The sequence below is a fragment of the Alcanivorax sp. genome, assembly GCF_002726155.1.
Taxonomy (GTDB): Bacteria; Pseudomonadota; Gammaproteobacteria; order Pseudomonadales; family Alcanivoracaceae; genus Alcanivorax.
This window is the reverse complement of the sequence record NZ_PBSH01000016.1, coordinates 38,546-62,633: the sequence shown is the minus strand read 5'-3', so window position 1 is coordinate 62,633 and position 24,088 is coordinate 38,546. Positions and strand designations below refer to the sequence as shown.

The following is a 24,088-nucleotide window of genomic DNA, read 5'->3' as shown; positions in this document are numbered from 1 at the left end:
CCCAGCCACCCCAATGTCTCAATGACAGGAGTTAACAGCGCCCGTGAGCGGAACGGGCAAGGCTGCAAGTCATTGAAAAGCTTGATGTCCGTGCGGCCAATGAATGCCCCCGATCACATGGTATGGTCGCGCCAATTCGTTTCAGGAGTATTCCCATGTCACACAGCACAGAGGTTTTTCGTTCACTGCTCTCCTCCTCGCTGCAACAAGGCCGCGGTATTGCCAGCAAAGGTCACAGTAACCGGCCGCAGGAGCCACTGGAGCTCTACGACATGGAAGGCTGCCCGTTCTGTCGCCTGGTTCGTGAAGCATTAACGGATCTGGACCTGGACGTGATGGTGTTCCCCTGCCCGAAAGGTGGCGACCGCTATCGCCCCCTGGTGGAACGGCTGGGCGGCAAGCAGCAGTTTCCCTACCTGATGGATCCCAACACCGGCGAAGCCCTGTATGAATCCGCCGCCATCATCGATTATCTCTACCGGCAATATGGCGGCCGACCGGCCCCGAAAAGCTGGCAATTGCGTCTGCGCACCGCCGCCGCAGTGGCCGCTTCAGCCCCCCGTGGCAGCCGCGGGATCCGCTGCCAGGACAGCCAGGCGCCGGAAAAACCGCTGGAGCTGTATTCTTTCGAAGCCAGCCCCTTTGCACGCCTGGTTCGTGAACGACTGACCGAACTGCAGTTGCCCTACCTGCTACGCCAGTGTGGCCGCAACCAATGGCAGGACTGGGTGCTGCCGGTGGTGCGCAACCGCCTTGATATGGACTACGCCCCCAGCCAACGCAACCGGGTAGATCTGATGGCACGGGCTGGCAGAATCGCTGTGCCCTACCTGGTGGACCCGAACACCGGCAAGGAATTGTTCGAATCCGAGGCCATTCTCAGCTATCTGGACCAGACTTACGGCCGCTGATCCCCACCTTGTTCGCCATGATGACGGGGTACCGATAAATGGTGCCCCTTTTCCCTTCTACACCCCACTTTTTAGTGCTATATATCCAATGACAGGTTGCATTCGTGGCACCTGCAAAACGGCAAGTATCCTTTAACGTTGGAAAGAGAGTGGCACCATGAGTCGTCGCCAATTTGATGACTACGACCCGAATGAGTGGGAAGAAGAACACAAGCGTGCAGAGCGTGAGCGCCGCAAGCGAGACGCCAAGCGTCACAGACATGATGATGAGAAAGGAGAGGAAAGCCGGGACCGCTCACGTCCACAGGCTTACTGATTACATCGCCTTCTGATCACCTTGGGCATTACCGGTTTCTCGAGGGGTGCCGAAAAGAGATAGAGCCCGGTTACTGCTACGCCTTCCCGGCCTTGCAGTAACCGCTGATCGCTCCTCCCCCGCTATTCCCCGTAACGGCTCACCAGCTTCGACAGCAGGGTTGCGGTCTGCTCGTCCGTTGCCAGACGAAACCCACCTCGCCAATGGCCATTGTCCAGATAGCTGTGCCATAGCGGTTCCGCATGCACGTGCAACTCTCGCTGGCCGGACAGATTGAAGGGCAACTTCAGCACCATCGTTTGCAAGGTTTGTGGTGGTACGCCTTTGCCCGCCAGGCAAACGCCCTGATCTGTAATATTCAGAATATGGCCGATTGGCCGCTGATCGACGCACGCTCGCACATTGACGCGAAGCCTGGGCCGACTGAATCGTCGACGTTCCATCACACCCTTCCTTCTCAGGGAGCCTGTTACTCCCAGTCTCCGCCGGCTTTGTGTACCATGCAAGTTAGATGAATTTTGTGGAGCAGTTCCATGGCCTCCGACGATGATCTGTTTCGCCAGGAGATGGCGGATGTTACGCCGATAAAGCCGGACAACCGGGTGCAGGAACGTACGCCCCGTCGTGAACCCTCTATCCGTGAACAATTGCGTCGCGCCGCCGCCGTGGACGATCGCAAAGACCGCAATCCACTGACCGTTCCCGAACAGGTGCCCCCCGTCGGGCCACTGGATATCGTCGGACTGAAAAAGGATGGCGTCCAGGAAGGGGTATATCGAAAACTGCGACTGGGCAAATATGAGGCCCAGGATGTGCTGGACCTGCACCGGGTTCGCTTGATGGATGCCCGCAACCTGGTACAGCAGTTTCTGGAGAATGCCCACAACAATGGCATGCGCACCGTGCTAATCAGCCACGGCAAGGGGCTGCACAGCGAACGGCCCGGCTTTCTGAAAAGTTACGTGATGCACTGGCTGGAAGAAAGCTACCTGGTACTGGCCTTTCACAGCACACCCGCCAACCGTGGCGGCAGCGGCGCAACCCAGGTGCTGGTTCGCAAAAACGGGCAGGCCCGCCAACGCAATCGGGAGTTCTTTATTGAAGCGGGGAAAAACAATCGAAACCGTTGACAGTTTTTAGTGGACAATTGAAAGCTGCGCAACCCGGATTCTCTTATTCTTCAAAACGAGAGGCCGCGCCCAAACCTTGGTCGCGGCCTCTCCCGTTTAAAACCTAACCAAGACCTCCTCGCGTAGCTGCTAACTATCACAGCCAACCATATTCACCGCTTGATCCGGTTCAGCCCATTGATCGCCGCCACTCGATACGCCTCCGCCATGGTTGGATAGTTGAAGGTGGTATCAATAAAGTACTCCAGCGTGTTGTTTTCACCCGGTTGACGCATGATCGCCTGGCCCACATGGACGATTTCCATGGCCTGGTAGCCGAAACAGTGAATACCTAACACCGCCAATGTTTCGCGATGAAACAGAATTTTCAGCATGCCCACCCGCTCGCCGGTAATTTGCGCCCGGGCCAGGTTTTTGAAGAAAGCTTGTCCCACATCATAGGGCACCTTGGCTTCGGTCAATTCCTGCTCGGTTCGCCCAACGCTACTGATACCAGGAATGGTGTAAATTCCCGTGGGCACATCCGTGACCTGGCGCACTTCGTCACCAGCAATGGCAGCCGCACAAAAGCGCCCCTGGTCGTAGGAGGCACTAGCCAGTGATGGCCACCCCACCACATCACCGACGGCATAGAGCGTGTCCATCTCAGTCTGATAGCGCTCATTGACCTTGAGCTGCCCACGACTGTTGGCTTCAACGCCCACGTTTTCCAGGCCAATATTCTGGGTGTTCCCGGAACGGCCGTTACACCATAACAAGGCATCCGCGCGCAGTTTCTTGCCGGATTCCAGCTCCAGCGTTACACCCTCGTCATCCGCCGTCACCCGTTTGTAGTGTTCCCCCTGGCGAATGGTGCAGCCCTGCTCACGCAGGTGATAGCTGAGCGCATCGGAAATCTCCGTATCCAGAAAATCCAGTAAGTGCTCACGGGAGTTCACCAGATCCACCCGGATGCCGAGCCCGGTGAAGATACAGGCATACTCCGAGCCGATGACCCCGGCGCCGTAAACAAGGATATGCCGCGGCGTATGATCCATGGTCAGGATGGTATCCGAGTCGTAGATACGTGGATGAGAGAAGTCCACGTCATCCGGGTGGTAGGGACGAGACCCCGTAGCAACCAGAATATTGCGGGTTTTCAGCAAGTGCTGGCGGCCTGCATGGTCATCGACCCGCACTTCTTGCGGTGACAGAATCTCACCACGCCCCCCGAACACGGTAACCCGGTTACGGACATAAAAGTCCGTTCGAACCTGCACCTGAGAGTCTATTACCTCGCGGGTGCGGGCAATCAGATCCTGCCAGCGGATTTCGCGGGGCTTGATGATGCCGCGTAGCAAGGGATTCCGCTGGGTACGAATCACCTGGCGCACCTGATGCCGCAACGCCTTGGAGGGAATCGTGCCCCAGTGGGTGCAGTTCCCGCCCAACGACGACTGATCCTCCACGATCGCCACCTTTAGATCTTTTTTGGCCGCCTGCATCGCCGCCGCTTCACCCGCAGGGCCACTACCAATCACCACAAGATCCCAACCGGCACTGATATCCATTCACCTCTCCTTTCTACTGTTAGAGAGAGTATAGGGAGGTAACGAGACAAGCACGAGTTGGACTAGAGTCGAAACACAGCAAGGAGGAAGATCATGGATGACCACAGCGGCAAAAAAACCTCACTGATTGCCCGCGGCAGCCGTAAATCCGGGCACTGGCTGATCACGCACCCCATGGGGGCACTACAGATTCTATTGGCGATTTTAGCCATCATTATCGTTTTTCAGAACCTGGAACCCACCAGCATCGATATTCTGTTCTGGACCCTGGTGGACATTCCCAAGCTTGTATTGCTGATGGCCAGCATGCTTTTCGGGGCAGTGGTGTGGGAAACCCTGCGGCGGGTGCTACGCCGCCACTCGGCGACGCAGCAAAAGGATTAGCCCGCCCAACATCGCCCAGCCAATACTGCCCCCTGACCCGGCAGAAGTTTCATTGTTGGGATAGGAAACCGTAAAGGTGGCCTGCTGCGAAACGGTGCCACAGTTGGTGTCTTCAACCGTCAGGGTGAAAACATCCTTGAAGGTGTTGTAATTGCTCTGCGGAATATAGGTGACGATGCCGTTGTCATTGTCGATAAATAAACCGGCGCCCACCACATTGCCGTTTTCATCTTTCTTCGCAAAGCTCGGCGCCTGACTGACAGAAATATCGTAATTGCTCCAATCAATTTCCGCGTCCGGGTCATCCGGATCTGATGCGGTCAGGTTGAACCTCACCGTTGCCCCCGGCTGGTTCATTTTCGACTGGTTGTCCAGAGCAGGTGCCTTGTCGTTTATTGTCATCACCACTGTCGCTGCATCGTTCGTATTCACCGATACATTATTGCTATCTGTGAAGGTATACAGGAACGCCATTTTCAACGGATTATCGTCGGTGCTTTGACATACATTGGTCTCAAAACCCGCTGTGGTCGGGGGAGTAAAGAGCACCACACATTCATCGGCCACATCCCCGTCTTCCAGCAGGTCCGGGTTCGCATCAATAACTTTCTGGGAAATGGGCTCGCCACAGCGCAAATCGTAACCGTCTCGGTCCGGATTATAGTAAAGCCAGACGAAATCGATGATTGCACCGTCCGCATCGGGATTGGCTGGGTTAATCAATTCAAAACGTGTGCGTTCACTCATATCTTGCTGATAGAGATCGCCGGTACCGACATATTCCACAGGGTCCGCGCTATTTGGTTCCGCGTGTTCAAAGGCGAAAACATTATCCAGAAACAGGCTGGGGTCCACGTCATCCAGATAGACAATCTCGGCCCCATCACTGGCCAGATCATTATCCAGAATATCCACCGCCACCTGGCGACCCGGACGGTTCTTATTGGTGCCTTCATCGTCGCCGGCGGTGATTTTCTGGTACTCGAAGGCACCCAGATCACAACGACCGCCGGACGTCCGGGAAATGCCACGCAAATCCACGGAACGGCAACGCAGAGGCGTTCCAGTGCCGCTGACCAGGGCTTCATCATTGCCCTTGTCCACCAGGATGGCGTCGTTTTCCGGGTCACTCATGGACAGAAATGGTGGCGTGTAATCATCCGCCACTCCGTCTTCCCCACTCAACGTGCTATCCAGGTCGGCGCTTCCCAATGATGTCTGGTTATTGCTTTCTGTTGTTGCTGCACAGGCAGCATCGGAAAAAGCGTTGTAGTGGCTTTCGTGCAATACAGTGGCACCACTGGTGCACGCTGCCCCACTGTCGAAGTAAATGCTGTTGGCCATCTGGATTTCTGAAGGGGCATCTCCGAGATCAATGCCCAAACCACCGCCAGTATTATTCATGAAGGTACTGTTCATGATGGTGGCACCCACCACGATATTGGTCAGATCCAGCGCCGCGCCCTGGGGCGACATGTTATCGACAAAAGTGCTGTTGGAGACTGTCACGGAACCGGCATTGATATTGGCATCCAGCACACCGCCTTTGGTGACACTGGTATTACCCTCAAAGGTACTGTCAATCAGTGCCACTTTCACGTTGTCATTGTTCTGCGTGGTGGTAGAGATCACACCACCGGCCACCCCGGCAGTGTTGTTGTAAACATAGGCTCGATTGAACGTCACCAGCTTTTCATTACCCGCATTGGAGCGCACATAAGCCACCCCCGCAGAAGCATCCGCATGGTTATTGGTAATCACCACACGATCAAAAATCACCGAGCCACCGGTGGTGATCACCGCGCCGCTGCCGGTCTCACCGCTACCGGTCGCCACCCCGTCTTCCAGCGTCAGATAGCGGAACGTGACACCAGGGTGTCCTGAACTCGGGTTCGGCGGCTCCACTTCGAAAAGACGTTCCGTGCCATTGCCGATAATGCGTGTCTGCGTCTCTTCATCATCAGCAGGGTCCACGTCGCGCACCCCCTTGCCCACCAACTCCACACTGCCACCCTCAATAATCAGGGTTGTTGCCAGGTGAATCTCGCCAGCAGGAATAAGAATCCGGTCAGACGAGTTGCCGCCATAGGCGCAATCCGGGCTGCCCGAGCCGCCAGCATTTTCCAGCGCTTCGCGTAACGTGCATTTTCCATCGTTGGTGATGGGCGGAAATTGATCGACGAGAGAGTTCACCTCGATATCTACCGCCAACGCAGGACCGCTAAGTAAAGCAGAAACCAGAGCCAACGCCCTCTTTGGCGACAAGCGATAGCGACGAACCAGCCCAACCAGAGCCAGAAGAGCAAGCATCATACCGCCTTGGGCGCCAATGCTCTTTTTTTCGGTTAAGCCGCTGGCGGGTTCAGCCACCAGGTTAGTGATTTCACTCTGGTTCTGGCCCAGGTCCGTGCCACCGAAAAAGGCGTCCTTGTCCACCTCGTAGCGCAACTGGTCCACACCGTGGAAAGACGAGCCCGACGTGTAACGGATGCGAGGATAGCCATCGGCATCGATCTCCACTCGAGCCGAGCCTCGACTGGGCTGAGCGACCACTACCAGACAGCGATCCTGGATCGCGTCAGCAATGCAATCGGTCTCACCGATATTGCACACCCCTTCGGCTACCACTACGTCTTCCAGTAGACCACAGTCCACTTCGGTATCATTGCGGTCGTTTTCCAGCACATCCGCCAGTACTGACTGGCCACTGATCAGATCGACTTCATCCGGTTGTGCTCGCGCCCGCAGAAATTCCACCGCCCCCACATCACAACGACCCGCCGGTCCACCGCGTGAGTTACCGCGGTTATCGGTTGATTCACACTGGTCCACCGTAGCGGTTTCCGGGCTGGCGCGATCAAACAGACTGGGCGCCATGGGATCACCCGCCAACGCTGCAGGGGTCGGGTTGGGCAGCAAGCCCGGGTAAGGTCCACCGATCTCTTCGGCAGTCATCAGTGTGCAACCACCAGCGCCAGTACCGGCGCAAGGCACGCGATCCATGCCAAGGAAAATATCCGCTTGCGCGGTATTAGGGTTATTGGTCACGGGCGTGCCCAGGGTCTGCTCTTCAGGCTCCGGGCAATTAGCATCATCGGTAATGGTGAACAGCAGGCGCGCTGCCGCATCTGCCGGGCTGGCGGTGCCGTCCAGCACCGGGCCAGCGCAAGCACCAACACTGTTACCCACCATGACGCTATGCAGAATTATATCGCGCGTTGTCGCATCGGCAGGGTCATCAAACTGGGTTTGCGCCAACGTGAGAGCGACCCCATCATTGAAGGCGATAGTCATGTTGGCCACCACCGCCACGTGATCCGTGGAGACCACGTTAAGCACGCCACCGGTATTATTGACCACCATGCCGTTGGCCAATTCCAGCGTCACAGTGGCATCCGGGTCCCCGTCCATGTGGATAATGCCGGCATCGGCGGCGCCCGCTCCCGCTTCGTTATCGGCCATATAAAAATCGTAGCCAATAATCGAACCATTAAAGGTATCCGAGGTGGCAATGACCGCGCCCACACCGGTGGCCACATTGTTTTCAAAGCGCCCGCCGACGCTGAAGGCAACGCCGGAGCCTTCCTCCAGATACATGGCCCCGCCGTTCGTTGCCATGCCCTGATTCATGGACACGTTCGCCGCGATAATAACCGGCCCCATGGCATAAATCAGGCCACCGTTGTCGGCACCCGCATTACCATCGGTCAGTTCAAGATTGGTCAGCGACATGGCGCCGCCATCGTAGACATGAATCAATCGGGAATTACCTGCCGCGGTGATCACCGGCAGGGTTTTGCCTTCAGGTTCCTCGAAAGCATCGAGGATTAGGTCAAACTGGACCTGGTTGCCCAAGGGCTCTATGTCGGCTGTTGTCACGGCCGGGTCCACCGACGTGTCTTCAGTGAATTTGATTTGCTCGCCATTGCCAACGGGCAACTCACCCTCGGTCAGGGTGTAAACCTTGCCTTCCTGAAGTTTGATGGTATCGCTGGCGCCACCGGCCTCACAGGCCCCCACGGCAATACGGTAATTGCTGGCATAAAGGGCTTCTCGCAACGTGCAGGTACCACCGGCGTTGCTGGTCGTCACCTCCCAGTGGGTGGTTTTATCCCAAACGCCATCAGTGTCATCGCCATCCACGGCCACGACAGTAACCACTGCATCACTGGTGTTATTGATTTCATAGACGGTTGCATGGGAGGTGGCCGCAACAATCAAGGCGCAACCAGCAAGGCACTGCTGTAGCCCAAAGTGGCGCATTTTGTTCTCCTGCAGGCTTTTTGCCTGGCGTTATTGTTCTAATGTGGTTCTTGCGCTTGCGGGTATACAAATAGAGGAATCGTGTCGCCAGCCAAGCGCCCACGCATGTGTAACCCAATGTAATTAAGCGCAATATATCGCCAATTCAGGTAGCGAACTGTTGTTTATTCGTTAAGCGCCCATTTTTACCACCCCAGCGCATCCTTGACAAAGGGAATCGTGACAGAGCGTTGTTGCGCCAGGGCCAGACGGTCCAGATCGCTCAATAATTCCATCAAGGCGCCAGCGGAACGTTCACTGCGCAGTACGATGTAATGGGCTACTTCAGGCTCCAGCCGCAAGCCCCGAGCCCTGGCTCTTTCCTGTAATAGCGCCTGTAAATCCTCGTCTTCCAGCGACATCAGCCGGTAGACCGGCCCCGCCGCCAGACGGGTAGCCAGATCAGGCAGCATCAAGCCCATGGCTCCCGGCGACGCATTGGCGGTGACCAGTAATCGTCCGCCCAACGACATCAGCCGGTTATAAAGGTGAAAGAGGGCTTCTTCCCAGGCAGGCAGACCGGCAAATAACTGGCAATCATCAATGGCCAGCAATCCGAACTGTTCCATGGATTCCAGCACGTCAGGGACCAGCGGGATGATTTCACTGGCAGGCAGCAGGCAGGCATCCAGACCATTGTGCTGAGCCAGACGTACGGCCCCTTCCAGCAAATGGCTTTTGCCCTGCCCGTCACCGGCCCAGAAAAAGGCTTGTCGGTCGACGCCTTCCACAGCCTCATGCAGCCCGGCAACGGCTGCGCCATTGGGGCCCGCGTGGAAATTATCCAGGGCATTGCCCTCGCGAAGCTGCAGGGCCAGGGGAAGTTGCGCACTCATCGGATCAACGCCAGCAGTAATGCCATTGGGGCCCGGCCACCGCCGGATCCGGGCAGGCGCGCAATTGGGGAGACAGCTCCAGCAGGTTGCGCAGCTGCTCGTCACTGGCACTGAAATCCAGCCCAAAGGTCAGCGTAGTACCTGAGGCCTGTACCAGTGAGGCTCGACGCATCCCGCTCAGGCCCGCCAGAAATTGTTGTAACGTAAACCAGTCCTGCAGCTGGTCGACCTGATCCACCACCAGCAGGGTGCGCAAATCGCTTACTGCGCCTTTCACCGCATAGCGGGCGGCCAGCTGGTCGGTGACACGGTCGATCAACGCAGTCACGGCCTCTTCGTCGTTCTCCGTTTTCTCCCGGCCGTCTTCCAGAGTGCTTTTGTCTTTCAGGACTCGCCAGCTCACCGTGGCCGGCTCACCCTGATACAGCACCGCAGCAGCAATCAGCTCATGGGGGTAGCGGCTGGAGGCGTCACGCAATTGCTGATCGAAACGGCCACGGATGTCTGCCACGTTCAAACGCCCCAGATCCTCGCTATCCCACTTCGGGATGACGAGGGTCAGGCCACGTCGCTGGGCTTGCGCAACCAACTGCGCATAAAGCGGGTGACCGTCCACCACCATCTCGCCGCGGCCTGCGCCCTGCTCCACCAGCCAGAGCAGCACCCTGGGCCGAGGCATCCCCCACACCGATGCGCCCTGCTCCGCCATGAAGGCCATTAGGCCATTCACGTCATAACGGGCCTGCAAGGCACTGCTGCCATCATCCAGCGTGTTGTAATCGTAGCGGGTCACCCAGCGATCCAGCCGTGAAGCGGCTTCACTAGCCACCGCCTCATTGAGTACATCCCGCTGCCCGCTCAGACGCACCAGCATCTGCTCCAGGCCCTCAGCCAACGCGTCCTGCCGCTGCGCGTCGCCACGGCCATCCACCGGCACCTGCACTGTATCCAGCGATTCTGCCTGGGCCAGCAGGCTCCATCCCAACAACACGGCCAACAATCCAATAAAACGCATGGGCGCTCATTCCAACCGAAAATTCAAGCGCGCTATTATCACCTATTCACCTCAGCCACGCGAACCCGTTTCCGGCAAATTACAGGGCAAATCCCTGAGCGAAGCGACCTTATCTGTCGGACGAAACCCGCTTTCCCTGAGTTTAACGCCCCGAGGCGTCACGCAGAGGTTCCCCAGCAGGCAGGCCCGTTGCTAGAATACGCGCCTTCACCAACCCGGAGCCCCCCATGACCGAACAGAAACGGCCACTGACGTACCGTGACGCAGGTGTCGATATCGACGCCGGTAACGAGCTGGTTAAACGCATCGCCCCTGTTGCCAAGCGGACCCGTCGCCCGGAAGTGCTGGGCGGTCTCGGCGGTTTCGGTGCCCTCTGCGAGTTGCCCACCAAATACAAGAACCCGGTTCTGGTGGCAGGCACTGACGGTGTGGGTACCAAGCTGCGGCTGGCCATCGACCACAACCGTCATGAAAAAGTGGGGGTAGACCTGGTCGCCATGTGCGTTAACGACCTGATCGTGGGCGGCGCCGAGCCCCTGTTCTTCCTGGACTACTACGCCACCGGCAAGCTGGACGTGGAGATTGCCACCAGCGTGGTCACCGGTATTGGCGAAGGCTGCGAACTGGCCGGCTGCGCCCTGATCGGCGGTGAAACCGCAGAAATGCCCGGCATGTATGAAGGCGAAGACTACGACCTGGCGGGTTTCTGCGTAGGCGTGGTGGAAAAAGACGGCGTACTGGATGGCAGCAAGGTCGAAGCCGGCGACAAGCTGATCGCTCTGGGCGCCTCCGGCCCCCACTCCAACGGCTACTCCCTGATTCGCCGTATCATGGCCCAGGCAGACACTGACATCGATCTGGACGGCAAGCCGTTGATCGAGCACCTGCTGGAACCCACCCGCATTTACGTTAAGTCCCTGCTCAAGTTGATTGAACAGGTGCCTGTCCACGCCTTGGCACACATCACTGGCGGTGGCCTGCCAGAAAACCTGCCGCGGGTTCTGCCGGACAACGTCCGTGCCGTGATCGACACCAAAAGCTGGGAATTCCCGGCCGTATTCCAGTGGTTGCAGCAGGAAGGCCAGGTGCCCGCCTTTGAGATGTACCGCACCTTCAACTGCGGCGTGGGCATGGTCATCGCTGTCCCCGCCAGCCACGTGGACGACGCCCTCGCCCTGCTGGAAGCCGAAGGCGAAAACGCCTTCCTGATCGGCGAAATCCAGACCGGCGACGGCGAGCCGGACGTAGTGTTGGACGGACTGCCAGAGTGACACACCAGCTGGCGGTATTGATCAGCGGCTCAGGCACCAACCTGCAAGCGATCATGGATGCCCAAAAAGCAGGTACCCTCGACGCCGAGATTGCCGTGGTGTTTTCCAATCGCGCCAACGCCGCCGGCCTTGAGCGGGCCGCACAGGCGGGCATCCCCACCGCCAGCCTGGATCACCGCGACTACCCGGACCGGGAGCAGTTCGACCAGGCCATGATCGAGGTGCTCACCCCCTACGCCCCGGATACCGTGGTGCTGGCCGGTTTCATGCGCATCCTTTCAGCTGTCTTTGTACGCCATTACGCCGGGCAACTGATCAACATCCACCCCTCCCTGTTGCCCAAATATCGCGGGCTGAATACCCATGCCCGCGCCCTGGAAGCCGGCGACAGCGAACACGGCTGCTCCATTCACTTCGTCACTGAAGAGCTGGATGGGGGCCCACTGATTGCCCAGGCCCCCATTGCGGTGCATGCGAACGATACCGTTGATTCCCTGTCCAAGCGTGTACAACAACGCGAACACCTGCTCTATCCTCAAGTGCTGCAATGGCGGGCACAAGATAGACTGGAACTGACTGACAACGGAGTCGTACTGGATGGGAAGCCACTCCCTGCGCAGGGTTACGCACTGGCGTAATCCCCTACGCATCTCTCTACGCAACCCCCTGATTCTCGCTGCTATCCTGCTGGCGACTTTTGCTTTTTCTCCCGCCGCCACCGGGGACGAAACGCCATCACCGTTTCGTCTGGACTACCGCCTGAAAAGCGAAGGCATTCCATTCAGCATCGTCGCCACCCGCTCTCTCAGCCAGGTTAAGGACGGGCTCTGGAAAATGGAAGTCCACGCCAAAAACTGGCTCGGCGAGATTCGCGAAACCGCCCTGTTCAACTGGCAAGGCTGCACCCCCCTGAGCAATTACTACGGTTACGAGCGCCGTGGACTGGGCAAGGTCAAAGAGGCCAAGCTGCACATTGATCGCCAGACCGGCGTGGCCGCCAGCGAACGTACCGACAAACCCATGCGCAGCTATGACGTAAGTGATAACGCCACCGATGAACTCTCCGTCTCCCTGGCCCTGCAGTGCGAATTGCGCGACGGCGCCAGAGAAATAGAACTGCAGGTGGCCGATGAACGTGCGCAGAAAACCCACCACTACACCGTCACTGGCGCAGAAACACTGACCATCGATGGCGACAAGGTGGAAACGCTAAAAGTGCAACGTCAACGCGGTAAAAACAGCGACCGGCAGACCTACATGTGGTTCGCACCGGGTCATGACTATACGCTGGTGCAGCTGATGCAGAAGAACGACGATGGCGAACACCTGATGACCCTGCAATCACTGAAAGGACTCTGAGCGTGCGGTTGATTTCACTTTTGCTGGTGCTGGCCAGCAGCCTGGCCACAGCCAACGAACCCCTGGCCCCCTTTTCAGCCGAATTTCGGATTTATGTGAACAAGCTGCCCACCCCGGTCAAAGCCGAACTGGTGCTGGAACCGGCAGAGGGCGACGACTACTACCATATGTTGCTCAAGGCGAAATCGTTTCTGCTCAGCAACACCGAGGAAAGCTATTTTCACTGGCGTGACTGCCAGCCGCGCACAGCGCGCTACGTGCATGAATTCAAGGGGTTCGGTCAGCGGCGCTTTCACCATATGGACTTTGAGTGGAACCCGCCACGGGTGCACAACGAATCCGAAGACGACAAGGAAAGCCTGGATATTCCCGACGACACGCTCGATGAGCTGACTATTCTGCTACGCGGGCGCTGCGTGTTTGCCACCGGCGACAAGTCTTACTCGGTGACCAGCGTGTACGGCGACAAAGTGCGCGAGCATCATTTTGAAGTGATCGACAGGGAAACCCTGAAAACACCGCTGGGCAAACTGGACACCCTGCTGGTGGAAAAGAAGCGCACCGGGGACAGTAAAGAAAAACGGCGCACCCTGTTCTGGGTAGCGCCGCAGCTGGATTACATGGTGGTGCAGGCAAAACACATTGAAAGCACCCTGTTGAAAGCCGAAATGATCATGATCGACTACAACGGCCCGGAACTCGCTCCGGACTCAGCGCCCGCGTCAGACTAGGCCCGAGGCAAGGTCACACCACGCTGCCCCTGGTACTTGCCGCCCCGATCCATGTAGGAAGTTTCGCACACCTCATCAGACTCGAAGAACAACATCTGCGCCACGCCTTCGTGGGCATAAATTTTTGCCGGCAGCGTCGTGGTGTTGGAAAACTCCAGCGTCACATGCCCTTCCCACTCGGGTTCCAGCGGCGTGACATTAACGATAATGCCGCACCGTGCGTAGGTGGATTTGCCCAGGCAAATGGTCAACACATTTCGGGGAATGCGGAAATATTCCACCGTGCGGGCCAGGGCAAAGGAGTTCGGCGGGATAATGCAGTACTCCCCCTTCACATCGACAAAACTGCGCTCATCAAACGCTTTCGGGTCCACCGTGGCGGAATGGATATTGGTGAACACCTTGAACTCGTCGGCACAGCGCACATCGTAGCCATAACTGGACACGCCGTAGGAGATCAGCTTTTCACCGTTCTCATCCGCGCGAATCTGCCCGGTCTGAAATGGCTCGATCATGCCTTTCTCGGCGGCCATGCGGGAAATCCAGCGATCCGATTTAATAGTCATTTACGCCTCAATGTTCCAGAGTGGTTAGCGTTCAAGCGGCCAATGGTAGCAGCATCACTGGCCGCACGCAGCACGCCAGCGGCCCTCTGCCCTTGTTGGGCATGGGGCAGCTGGCATCAGGCCTAGTGCTGCACAATATTCGGAAACGCCCGGCTCCCTGCCTCGGTCAATGACAACCGGGCCGCCAGGCGTCGAGCCGCCGCCCGGTAAAGTGCAGCCTCGTCACTGTCGGGGAACGCCTGCATCACCGGTTCGCCCTTGTCTGACTGCTCGCGAATACGCAGGGACAATGGCAGCGCAGCCAACACCTCAGTGTCATAATCTGCTGCCATTTTGTCGCCACCACCCTGACCGAAAATAGCCTCCTGATGCCCGCACTGGCTACAGACATGCATGGCCATGTTTTCCAGGATTCCCAGTACCCGAATATCCACCTTGCGAAACATTTCCACGCCCTTGATGGCATCCAGCAACGCAATATCCTGCGGCGTGGTGATCACCACGGCTCCTGCCACCGGAATTTTCTGGGCCAGCGTCAGTTGAATGTCCCCGGTGCCGGGGGGCAAATCCACCAACAGATAGTCCAGCTCATGCCAGCGGGTCTGTTCCATCATCTGCACCAGCGCACCGCTGGCCTTGGGACCACGCCACACCACCGGTGTTTGCTTTGTTGTCAGATACCCCATGGACATGGTCTGCAAGCCGTAGGCGTCCACTGGCACAAAGAATTTGCCTTCCAGCACTTGCGGGCGTGTACCGTCGGGCATCCCCAGCATCAATGGCTGGCTGGGCCCGAACACGTCCGCATCCAGCAACCCAACTCGGGCGCCCTCCGCCTGTAACGCCAGCGCCAGATTCACCGCCGAGGTGGATTTGCCCACCCCGCCCTTGCCGGACGCAACGGCAATGATATTGGCGACCTGGTCCCGTGCCGGCAGGCTGCTTTGCGCCCGGTGCGGCACAATGCGGCTTTCCACCGTCACTGACAGGGCGCGTTGCTCCAGCACCGGAGCCATGTGAGCGTGAATGGCATCAATCAGCGCATCACGAATACTGTCGCAGGGATAGCCCAGAGTCACCGTGGCCGTCACGGCAGCATCGCTCAACTGAAACGCACTGATCCCATTGACCTGATTCAAGCTAACGCCCAGATCCTCGGGAATAAAATCGCCCAGGTGCTGTCGAATCTGCTGTTCCGATTTATCCATGGCTGAACTCATGACTGTACTCACCGATTGCCTCTGCCTCACGAGCTGCGATGATAGGGGCTATCGGACCAACAACCAAGGGGACCTTTGCCCTGCGTTTTGTAAGGTAAACCATTCGTTTAACGGGTTTGTGCGAGATGAGTTGCGTAAACCTGACCGATCAGCAAAATAGAGCTTTGCCGCCTGCACGGCAGTACAAGGAGATATCATGAAAGTTGTATCCGCTGCGACCCTGTTGATCGCTGGCACACTGGCGTTGGCCGGTTGCGACAACACCACCATCAATACCTCCCGCGACAGCATTACCGTGTCCGGTAGCGGCGAAATCAACGCCCAACCGGATCGCTTCACAGTGGTCGCCACCGCCAGCGAAAATGGCGATGACATTGCCGACATGAAAGACCGCGTGGATGACGCCGTCGGCAATATGCTGGAGCTGGCCGATGATCTGGATATCGAAGAAAAATCCGTCACTGCCAGTACCATGCGAGTCTCTCCCCAATGGCAATACCAACCCGAGCGCAAACTGATTGGCCATCAAGTCAGCCGCGACGTGAGCTTCAAGGTCGATGGCCTGGAAACCTATGCCGAGCTACTGGAAGGGTTGGCCGAACAGGGCGTACGCAACATCCGTCCTGCTGGCGCTGAGGTCAGCAACCGCGACGAGCTGGGCAACCAGGCACTGAAAAAAGCCGTGGCCGATGCCCGCCAGCGGGCAGAAATTATTGCCGAAGCCGCCGACCGCGACCTGGGTGAAGCCTTCGAAATCCAGGCCCAGGGCATTCACCACCCGCAACCGGTGATGATGATGGCACGCAGCAAGGAAAGCGGTGCCGCTGATAGCTACCGGGCCGGCGAAACCGAAATTTCCGCTCAGGTACAAATCACTTTTGAACTGAACTGATCGGGCATCTCCATGGACGCACTGGGCCAGATTTGCAGCGCAGCACTCCAGCAGTACCTGGCTCACGGGCAAGCCCGTGGGCTGGATACCGCTGCGGCGCTGCAGCAGGCCAACCTGGACCCCGACCATATCCAGAAACCGGATACCCGCATTCATGGGCAGGATTTTCAGACCCTGCTGCACGCCCTCATCAAACAATCCGCCGATCCCCTGTTCGGGTTACACACTTCAGAGTTTGTGCAGCCCGGTTCCTACAATGTGATCGGCTATATCGCCATGAGCGCCAGCACGCTTCAGGAAGCGTTATCCAAGGTCAGCCTGTACGAAAAGCTGGTGGGTGACATGGGCACCACAGACACGACTCTCGACGCCCACCAGGTAGCCATCCGCTGGGATTGCCTGTATCGCCAGCAACCCGCACGCCAGCATCTGATCGATAATGTTCTCGGCTCATGGGTGCGCTACTCCCGCTGGCTCACCGGCAACGACTTATTGGCACCGGATCAGGTCTGGCTGGAACACCCCACCCCTCCACCGGCACAGGTAGAGGAATACCGGCGTGTGTTTCTCTGCGATGTATTGTTCGAACAACCCTGCTCCGCCCTGGTCGGCGCGCCGCAATTATTGCAGCAGCCCATACGACAACCCGACCCGTTACTGCTCTCTACCCTGGAGGCCCACGCCATTCAGCAACTGAACCAACTGGGTGTGGACACCAATCTCAGCCAGCGGGTCAAACAGTGCATCCAGGATGCCATTGGCCATTCCCTGCCCCGCAAGGAAACCGTTGCCGAGCGGCTGGGCATGAATGTTCGCACCCTGCATCGCCGGCTGGCCGACGAAGACCAGAGCTGGCAAAAACTGCTCGATGACGTGCGCCTGAAACAGGCACGTCACCTGCTCACCACCACCGCCCTGCCCCAGGCCGATATCGCCGCCGCCCTGGGCTATTCCGATATTCGTTCCTTCCAGCGCAGCTTCAAACGCCACACCGCCATGACCCCGGGGCAATACCGAGCCAAACCCGACAATAAGCAAATACACTCATAAAAACAGACGCTTTTATCTGCGCCTCTGTGCTTTTTGTCCTACAAACACTTAAACGCGGCCCTCTCTCCTGTCTATACTGACATCAATCAATGACAACAATGAATGGTGGAGAGCCTCAATGAAAGGCACCCTCAAGCAGCTCGAACGCGCCATCGATAACGCGACGACCTATGACGAATGGTACGAAGCCAGCCAGGAACACGACCGCCTTTCCGGCGCCGACGAATGGAAGGAAGTGGACCGTTCCCCCTACTACGATTACGAGCTGATTCGTAATCGCCTCTGGCAGATTCGCCAGGCCCGCGAACGCAACGATGTGAACAAGCTGGTCTTCCATTTACACGAAGGCCTGCACGGTAATCTGGGCAACATTTCCAACCCGCGCCTTTATCAGCACAGCCGCGTGGGCACCAAACGCCTGATCGAAAACTACCTGACCGAAGTGTCCACCGCGTTGAACTACCTGTGCGACAGCAACTTCAAGGAATTCGGCTTGAAAGACAAGCTCGATTTCTTTGAAACCACCGGCCAGGCTTTCGGGCAAAGTTGCCTGATGCTTTCCGGCGGTGCGGCCCTGGGCCTGTTCCATATTGGGGTGGCCCGCTGCCTGTGGGAGCAGAACCTGCTGCCTTCGGTGATATCCGGCTCCAGTGCCGGCAGCATCATCGGCTCAGTGGTGGGCACTCACAACGATGAAGAATTGAAGGTGAAACTGGAGCCGGAAAACATTTATCTGGAAGCCTTCAAGGTGCTGGGCTGGAAAGGTCTGGTACGCGGCACCCCGGTGCTGGACGGCGACCATCTGGAAGCCTGCCTGGAAGAAAACATCACCGACATGACCTTCGAAGAGGCCTATCGACACACCGGTCGCGAAATCAATATTACCGTGAGTCCCTATGACCGCAACCAGCACGCGCGCCTGCTGAACTGGCGCACCTCTCCCAATGTGCTGATTCGCAAAGCTTCGCTGGCGTCCTGTGCAATTCCCGGCATTTATCCGCCGGTCTCCCTGTGGGCAAAGAACATCGACGGCGAGCGGGTTCCCTACATCCCCGGCCGCAAGTTTGTTGACGGCTCCATCGTCGACGACCTGCCCATTCGCCGGCTGGCCCGCCTTTACGGGGTCAACCACTCCATTGTCAGCCAGACTAATCCCCATGTGGTGCCGTTTCTGTCCCGCAATGAAAACACCGACAGCTCTCTTAGCACTTTGGGTGACTGGGCGCTGCGCAACGTCTCCATGAACCTGCGCTATGGCCTGCAACTGGTGCAGCGCCGGGTGGCGTCCAACGACATGGGCTTGATGATCGACAAGGCGAAGAGCATGGTGACGCAGAAGTATATCGGCGACATCAACATGATCCCGCCCCGCCAGCCGCTCAACGCCCTGCGGGTTCTGAATAACCCCACGCTGCAAGATGTGCGAAACTATATCCGTAAAGGCGAACAGGCGACCTGGCCGAAACTCGACATGGTGGCCAATACCACCTGTATCAGCCGCACCTTCCGCGACTGTCGAGCACGCCTGGACCGTATCGAAGAACGCATGCTGGACCGGGTAAACATGACTGCGGTGGCCAACCAGTAAGCCACACCCCATTACCGACACAACCCGCCGGCCCTCAAAGTGGCCGGCGCGGTTCTATGGGGACCACCACGCTCATCTGTGAAAATGAACATTAAGGCATGCAGGCCCACTGCCAACCTCCAACGCCGCTGGCGTCGGAGCCTCATCGGCTTGGAAATACCGGAGCGGGCTCCCTTACACACAAACACAAAGGCGCCCGGCTAACGCACCACCGGCAAATCACTCCAGCGACTGGTATAGGCCGGGGACAGGTGTGCCCTGCGCATGGCCCAGGCACTACGCTGATCGGTCTGCATGCCCCGCCCCGCCAGCCATACCTTGCCGGCACCGCTCTGGTTAATCGTATCCATTACCGTCATCAAGGCGTTGCCCCTGTCATCAGGCTCCCCTTGCTGCGCAAACAATCCATCCTGGATCTGATCACGTCCGCGCAAGTCGGTGAGAATCACTCCGGCTTTTCCGTAGCGGTACTCTGGCTTCCATAACTGCGCCAGCAAGGCCTGAGCCTGATGCACCACCACACGAGTGTCCGCTGTGGCGGGCGACAAGGCGGCACCAAGCGTATCGGGGAACAATTGTTGGGGCTTACCCATCGGGGCGGTGCGCAAATAGACCGTTACCCGGCCAGTATACAAATGCTCCTTGCGCAAGGACTCCATGGCCCGGAAAGCAAAATCACTCAGCGCCTGACGCAACGGCGGCAAGGCGGTTACCGGCTCACCAAATGAACGGGAATGGATCACCTGCTGGCGCGGCGAAGGCTGCGTGTCCAGAGACAGACAAGGCTCCCCGTTCAGCTCCCGCACCAGCCGTTCCTGCACCACGGAAAACCGCCGACGGATCATGCCGCTATCCGCCCGGGCCAGGTCCAGTGCCGTCTCGATACCCAGCGCTTCAAGGCGCCCCGACAGCCGGCGCCCCACTCCCCACACCCGGGACACCGGCGTTAACGTCAGCAGTTTTTCCCGGCGCGCCGGATCGGTCAGCACCACGGTACCGCCCGTGGCGGGATAGCGCTTGGCGGCGTGATTGGCAAGTTTGGCCAGCACCTTGGTGGGCGCTATCCCCACGCACACCGGCACCCCAACCCAGCGGGCAATGCGCGCTCGCACCTGCTGCGCCAGCGGCAACAACTCAGCTTCCCCCATCAACGACAGATCCAGAAACGCCTCATCAATGGAATACACTTCTACTTGGGGAACCAGGGTTTCCAGGGTCGCCATCACTCGCTGGGAAATATCCCCGTACAGCGCATAGTTGGATGAAAAAACCAGGATTTTGTGGCGGGTAATCAAATCGCGAGCCAAGTGCACCGGCATGCCGGTTTTCACCCCCAGCGCCTTGGCTTCCGCAGACCCGGCCACAATGCAGCCGTCATTGTTGGAGAGCACCACCACAGGCTGCCCCTGCAGATCCGGGCGGAACAGGCGCTCACAGGCGGCATAGAAGCTGTTGCAGTCAACCAGGGCAAACATGGACGTTACCCACCGCCCCGCAAGGCGTGCAGGCAAAACGTCACCACCCCGAACAGGTCCACACCCTCATCACCAATGGGTATCGGCGCATAGGCAGGATTACGGGGCTTGAGCATCGGCGTCGGCAGCAACTGCAATTCTTTCACCGTGAATTCGCCATCCAGCGAGGCGACCACCACATCGCCCGCAGCGGCTTCCAGTGAGCGGTCCACAATCAGAATGTCCCCGGAAAAAATACCGGCATCAACCATGGAGTCCCCTTCCACACGCAACAGGAAGGTGGACGCTGGCCGGCGGATGCATAGCCGGTTCAGATCCAGGTGCTCATCCAGATACCCCTGGGCCGGAGACGGGAACCCCGCAGAAATACGCTCACTGAAAAAAGGCAGGGCAGACATAACAACACACCAGAAATCCACAGTCTGACAAGCATGGCAAAACACTGTCTTTATGTACAGTTATTATACCGTGCAACGCCCGCTCCCTTCACACGAGATCAATCACAAGAAGGCGACAAAACGACAAGCAACGCCTATCCATCTTCTGCAACGGCTGACGTAACTTACGGTGATACACCTTGTGTGCTGCGCCCATTGCCTTCGAGCCCGCACGGAGTAAACGGGAGGCCACCATGAGCACCGATAACCATCACCGCTGGATGTCCGATTTCCTGGAAGAAATGGGCCTTCCCGCCCGGACCGAATTTCAGGGCTATGTTCTGTTCAACCTGGAGCAGAATGCCTTTATCGCCACCAGCAAACCCAACCCGCAGACGCCACATCGGCAACAGGTCAAACCCTGTGCCTGGGCCCACTGCTACCCCGACATCATGCACGCCAGTGATGCCGCCAGCGAACTGGGGAGCGAATACGAAATCCGCGCACTTTTCCGACTCGACGGTCGACACCTGTCCTGTTCGGTGTGATTGGGTGATCAGGGATTTGATAGGGAACTCAAGACGCCCGGAACTGGATGCTGGATGCCTGGAACCTAAAGTCAAAACCCCACCGTTTTGCTGGAACGGCCCTGCGGGCATGCAGATTGGGGACGCAGGGAACGCGTCAACAAGGGCAGCCGTGATGTAATTTTCGATTTATTGCGTCCGGCATCAAGCGTTTTGCATCTAGCCCAGACATAAAAAAACCGCCAAAAGGCGGTTTTTTTATGTCTGGAGCGGGTGAAGAGAATCGAACTCTCGTATGCAGCTTGGGAAGCTGCCGTTCTACCATTGAACTACACCCGCCTGTTTGAAACGGCAATATAGTCAAAACCCATCGACTTAGCCAGTCCTGAAGCGAAATCGTCAAGGTTTCGAAAAGTGGCTTTTTGAAAAGCGAGGCAGCGGACAGACAAAGCAGTTGCCAGCATCCGTTTCGGTGCGTATAGAAGAGGAAACAAGCGTCAGCCAAAGAAGGATACCAACCATGCCAGTGGCATTTATCAGTGGGGGCCGGGGGTTTCTCGGCGGGCATATCATCGACCAGCTTCTCGACAAACAATGGGATGTCGTTGCCCTGGTGCGGCCCAACAGCGATGCCAGCACCTTACATGCCAAGAAGGGCGTATCTGTCGTTCAGGCACCACTGGACAATGCCACCGAACTTGCTTTGGTCATGCCTGCAGCGCCGGATGCGGTTTTTCACGTGGCGGGGAACACCAGTCTGTGGCGCCGGGGTAATGCACAGCAATACCGGGACAACGTACTTGGCACCCAGGCCATGGTCAGTGCGGCCCTGAAAAACGTGGCCGGCCGATTTATTCATACCTCGTCCATCTCTGCCTGGGGCATTCAGGACAACCCGATCAATGAATTAACGCCCTCCAACGCCGCCAATGACTGGATCGGCTACAACCGCACCAAGTTTCTGGCGGAACAGGAAGTGGAAAACGGCATTCGTCAGGGACTGGACGCGGTGATCATGAATCCCTGCGGCATTATTGGCGCCGGTGACACTCACAACTGGTCACAGATGATCCGCATGATCAACGACGGCAAACTGCCCGGCGTGCCCCCCGGTGGCGGTAATTTCTGTGCGGTGGAAGAAGTGGCACGGGCCCATATTGCGGCGCTGGAGCACGGTGTTTGCGGTGAGCGCTATATTCTTGCCGGTGTGGAAGCCAGTTTTCTGGCACTGGTCCAGACCATTGCCGGCCAGCTGGGGCGCAAGGCACCGCAACGCACCGTGCCGCCCGCGGTGCTGAAACTGGCCGGCCAGCTTTACCCCATCGGTAGCCTGTTCACTGGTAAAGAGCCCCGCCTGACCCCGGAAAAAGTCGCCCTGATCACCAGCCGCGTGCATGCCGACAGCAGCAAGGCCGTGGAACAGCTGGGCTTTAATGATCAGGTGCCGCTGGCCACCATGCTGGAAAACTGCATTGCCTGGATGGCCCGGGAACGAATGTTGTAACAGCCCGCGGGCGGTTTAACTACAGCACCGCCCGGTAGACCCGGAAGCGGGTGGTTTCGCTGGCCACCTGCACATGGCTGAAAGCATCGTCCAGCCACTGCACATAGGGCAATTCGCGGTTAGCCACCAGCCACAGCACGCCACCTGACTTGAGGTGTGAAGGTGCTTCCGCGATCAGCCGACGGGTGATGTCCGTGGTACGTTGGCGACGGTCATGAAACGGCGGATTGGTCACCACCATATCGACGCGCCCCTGAATCGGGGAGAACAGATCACCGCCCATGACCCTGCCTTGCAGCCCGTTGCGAGCCAGGCTATCGGTGCTGGCCGCCACGGCGCTGGCACTGACATCCACGCCCTGCACCTGCCAGCCCTGACGGGCCAGCCAAACGCTGATCACACCCGCGCCGCAGCCCATATCAATCACCTTCCCCGGTTTACCCAGCGTGTGCGCCGCCATGGCCGCCAACAGGAGTGCACTGCCCTCGTCCAGACGACCATGGCTGAACACCCCCGGGTAACTGATGGCCTCCTGATCCGCCACCTCCAGCACGGTGCCCCAGGCTTTCAGGGACTGCTTCTCCCCCGGCTGCAATAAACCGCTGTAGAGCTTGCAGTGGCGGGCGCTATCTTCCAACACCGATTCATCCACATGGGCATCCAGGTATTTCAGGGCACCGCGAATGCCTCCCTTGGCCGGGCCAATCAGCCACAGCTCGGTGGGCGCAGTAATTTCACCGGCCAGCCAGTTGAGCAGAAACCGTAACCGGTCGATGGACTTGGGCAACGGCAGCACCAGCAAATCTGTCCCTTCCGGCACTGTGGGCGCGGGCGACCACTGCTGCGCACCGATGGTGTAGTCATCCGCATGCAAATGCACCGTGGCATCCACTGCCAGGGTTTTCAGTGCAGGGTCGTTGGCATCCACCACCAGTACATTTCGCCCGGCAAGGGCATCAGACTGGCGCAGCAATAATTGGGTCGTATTTTCCATGGGCTCCGGCTCAGGTAATCAGCGGCGGCAGTATAGTGCAAATCGCACAGGTCCGGACACGGGTACGGCAAACGGCATACTCACCCGCTG

At 58.1% G+C, this 24,088-nt stretch carries 23 protein-coding genes and 1 tRNA gene; 13 read left to right on the top strand and 11 right to left on the bottom strand.

The annotated features are described in order from the left end of the window. Window positions 1–155 precede the first annotated feature (155 nt). Both CL546_RS04805 and CL546_RS04800 read left to right on the top strand, forming a co-directional pair. On the top strand, window positions 156–911 hold the full coding sequence (locus CL546_RS04805) for a glutathione S-transferase N-terminal domain-containing protein (protein ID WP_290493306.1): 756 nt from the start codon (window positions 156–158) through the stop codon (window positions 909–911). A gap of 157 nt (window positions 912–1,068) precedes the next feature. Beyond that, a complete protein-coding gene (locus tag CL546_RS04800) occupies window positions 1,069–1,227 on the top strand; it encodes a hypothetical protein (RefSeq protein WP_290493304.1) in 159 nt (52 codons plus the stop codon). Between the two features lie 122 nt (window positions 1,228–1,349). On the opposite strand, the gene CL546_RS04795 is transcribed toward CL546_RS04800, so the two are convergent. After that, window positions 1,350–1,670, bottom strand: coding sequence for a hypothetical protein (locus CL546_RS04795; protein WP_156496968.1), 321 nt, complete (start codon window positions 1,668–1,670; stop codon window positions 1,350–1,352). Window positions 1,671–1,760: 90 nt separating this feature from the next. Here CL546_RS04795 and smrA point away from each other — a divergent pair, with 90 nt between their 5' ends. Continuing rightward, complete coding sequence (gene smrA / locus CL546_RS04790) at window positions 1,761–2,357, top strand: DNA endonuclease SmrA (RefSeq protein ID WP_290493301.1); 597 nt, start codon at window positions 1,761–1,763, stop codon at window positions 2,355–2,357. 152 nt (window positions 2,358–2,509) lie between these two features. Here smrA and sthA read toward each other — a convergent pair whose 3' ends face one another. After that, the gene (sthA, locus tag CL546_RS04785) at window positions 2,510–3,907 is read right to left on the bottom strand and encodes a Si-specific NAD(P)(+) transhydrogenase (RefSeq protein ID WP_290493299.1); all 1,398 of its coding nucleotides are present in this window, start codon (window positions 3,905–3,907) and stop codon (window positions 2,510–2,512) included. A gap of 93 nt (window positions 3,908–4,000) precedes the next feature. Between sthA and CL546_RS04780 the strand changes: the two genes are divergently transcribed. After that, on the top strand, window positions 4,001–4,291 hold the full coding sequence (locus CL546_RS04780; protein WP_290493298.1) for a hypothetical protein: 291 nt from the start codon (window positions 4,001–4,003) through the stop codon (window positions 4,289–4,291). On the opposite strand, the gene CL546_RS04775 is transcribed toward CL546_RS04780, so the two are convergent. The 3 genes from CL546_RS04775 to CL546_RS04765 form a co-directional block, all read right to left on the bottom strand. After that, the gene (locus CL546_RS04775; protein ID WP_290493296.1) at window positions 4,256–8,554 is read right to left on the bottom strand and encodes a choice-of-anchor Q domain-containing protein; all 4,299 of its coding nucleotides are present in this window, start codon (window positions 8,552–8,554) and stop codon (window positions 4,256–4,258) included. The two genes, CL546_RS04780 and CL546_RS04775, sit on opposite strands and share 36 nt — an antisense overlap. Window positions 8,555–8,739: 185 nt before the next feature. Then, window positions 8,740–9,429, bottom strand: a complete 690-nt coding sequence (gene hda, locus CL546_RS04770) for a DnaA regulatory inactivator Hda (protein ID WP_007149351.1) — start codon at window positions 9,427–9,429, stop codon at window positions 8,740–8,742. Between the two features lie 4 nt (window positions 9,430–9,433). Then, the gene (locus CL546_RS04765) at window positions 9,434–10,444 is read right to left on the bottom strand and encodes a DUF2066 domain-containing protein (protein WP_290493293.1); all 1,011 of its coding nucleotides are present in this window, start codon (window positions 10,442–10,444) and stop codon (window positions 9,434–9,436) included. Window positions 10,445–10,671: 227 nt separating this feature from the next. Here CL546_RS04765 and purM point away from each other — a divergent pair, with 227 nt between their 5' ends. From purM to CL546_RS04745, 4 genes are read left to right on the top strand one after another with little or no spacing between them, the layout of a single operon-like run. Then, a complete protein-coding gene (gene purM / locus CL546_RS04760) occupies window positions 10,672–11,715 on the top strand; it encodes a phosphoribosylformylglycinamidine cyclo-ligase (RefSeq protein WP_290493291.1) in 1,044 nt (347 codons plus the stop codon). After that, window positions 11,712–12,353 carry a phosphoribosylglycinamide formyltransferase gene (gene purN / locus CL546_RS04755; RefSeq protein ID WP_007149507.1) on the top strand — a complete coding sequence of 214 codons (642 nt, stop codon included), beginning with the start codon at window positions 11,712–11,714 and terminating at the stop codon, window positions 12,351–12,353. Before purM ends, purN begins: the two co-directional genes overlap by 4 nt. After that, window positions 12,313–13,074: a DUF3108 domain-containing protein gene (locus tag CL546_RS04750; protein ID WP_290493288.1), complete on the top strand. Its 762-nt coding sequence runs from the start codon at window positions 12,313–12,315 to the stop codon at window positions 13,072–13,074. The genes purN and CL546_RS04750 overlap by 41 nt, the downstream gene beginning before the upstream one ends. 2 nt (window positions 13,075–13,076) lie before the next feature. Next, window positions 13,077–13,805 (top strand): DUF3108 domain-containing protein, encoded by a 729-nt coding sequence (locus CL546_RS04745; protein ID WP_290493286.1) that lies wholly within the window; start codon window positions 13,077–13,079, stop codon window positions 13,803–13,805. Here CL546_RS04745 and dcd read toward each other — a convergent pair. Continuing rightward, window positions 13,802–14,371, bottom strand: coding sequence for a dCTP deaminase (gene dcd, locus CL546_RS04740; protein WP_063521071.1), 570 nt, complete (start codon window positions 14,369–14,371; stop codon window positions 13,802–13,804). The two genes, CL546_RS04745 and dcd, sit on opposite strands and share 4 nt — an antisense overlap. A gap of 122 nt (window positions 14,372–14,493) precedes the next feature. After that, window positions 14,494–15,579 (bottom strand): iron-sulfur cluster carrier protein ApbC, encoded by a 1,086-nt coding sequence (apbC, locus tag CL546_RS04735; RefSeq protein ID WP_290493285.1) that lies wholly within the window; start codon window positions 15,577–15,579, stop codon window positions 14,494–14,496. 208 nt (window positions 15,580–15,787) lie between these two features. Here apbC and CL546_RS04730 point away from each other — a divergent pair, with 208 nt between their 5' ends. From CL546_RS04730 to CL546_RS04720, 3 genes are all read left to right on the top strand, one after another. Continuing rightward, window positions 15,788–16,483, top strand: a complete 696-nt coding sequence (locus CL546_RS04730) for an SIMPL domain-containing protein (protein ID WP_290493284.1) — start codon at window positions 15,788–15,790, stop codon at window positions 16,481–16,483. A gap of 12 nt (window positions 16,484–16,495) precedes the next feature. Then, window positions 16,496–17,533 (top strand): AraC family transcriptional regulator, encoded by a 1,038-nt coding sequence (locus CL546_RS04725; RefSeq protein ID WP_290493283.1) that lies wholly within the window; start codon window positions 16,496–16,498, stop codon window positions 17,531–17,533. A 118-nt stretch (window positions 17,534–17,651) separates the two neighbouring features. Continuing rightward, complete coding sequence (locus CL546_RS04720; RefSeq protein WP_290493282.1) at window positions 17,652–19,121, top strand: DUF3336 domain-containing protein; 1,470 nt, start codon at window positions 17,652–17,654, stop codon at window positions 19,119–19,121. 200 nt (window positions 19,122–19,321) lie between these two features. Here the strand turns inward: CL546_RS04720 and umuC are convergent, their stop codons facing one another. Together umuC and umuD are read right to left on the bottom strand one after the other, a co-directional pair. Then, on the bottom strand, window positions 19,322–20,596 hold the full coding sequence (umuC, locus tag CL546_RS04715; protein ID WP_290493280.1) for a translesion error-prone DNA polymerase V subunit UmuC: 1,275 nt from the start codon (window positions 20,594–20,596) through the stop codon (window positions 19,322–19,324). Between the two features lie 5 nt (window positions 20,597–20,601). Beyond that, window positions 20,602–20,994 carry a translesion error-prone DNA polymerase V autoproteolytic subunit gene (gene umuD / locus CL546_RS04710; RefSeq protein ID WP_290493279.1) on the bottom strand — a complete coding sequence of 131 codons (393 nt, stop codon included), beginning with the start codon at window positions 20,992–20,994 and terminating at the stop codon, window positions 20,602–20,604. Between the two features lie 233 nt (window positions 20,995–21,227). Between umuD and CL546_RS04705 the strand changes: the two genes are divergently transcribed. Beyond that, entirely contained in the window at window positions 21,228–21,521 is a 294-nt protein-coding gene (locus CL546_RS04705) for a hypothetical protein (RefSeq protein WP_290493278.1), read from the top strand. A gap of 244 nt (window positions 21,522–21,765) precedes the next feature. On the opposite strand, the gene CL546_RS04700 is transcribed toward CL546_RS04705, so the two are convergent. Continuing rightward, a tRNA-Gly gene (locus CL546_RS04700) sits at window positions 21,766–21,839 on the bottom strand. A gap of 181 nt (window positions 21,840–22,020) precedes the next feature. Here CL546_RS04700 and CL546_RS04695 point away from each other — a divergent pair. Next, window positions 22,021–23,004 carry an NAD-dependent epimerase/dehydratase family protein gene (locus CL546_RS04695; RefSeq protein ID WP_290493276.1) on the top strand — a complete coding sequence of 328 codons (984 nt, stop codon included), beginning with the start codon at window positions 22,021–22,023 and terminating at the stop codon, window positions 23,002–23,004. 19 nt (window positions 23,005–23,023) lie between these two features. Here CL546_RS04695 and CL546_RS04690 read toward each other — a convergent pair whose 3' ends face one another. Then, window positions 23,024–23,998, bottom strand: a complete 975-nt coding sequence (locus tag CL546_RS04690) for a methyltransferase (protein WP_290493275.1) — start codon at window positions 23,996–23,998, stop codon at window positions 23,024–23,026. Window positions 23,999–24,088 lie beyond the last annotated feature (90 nt).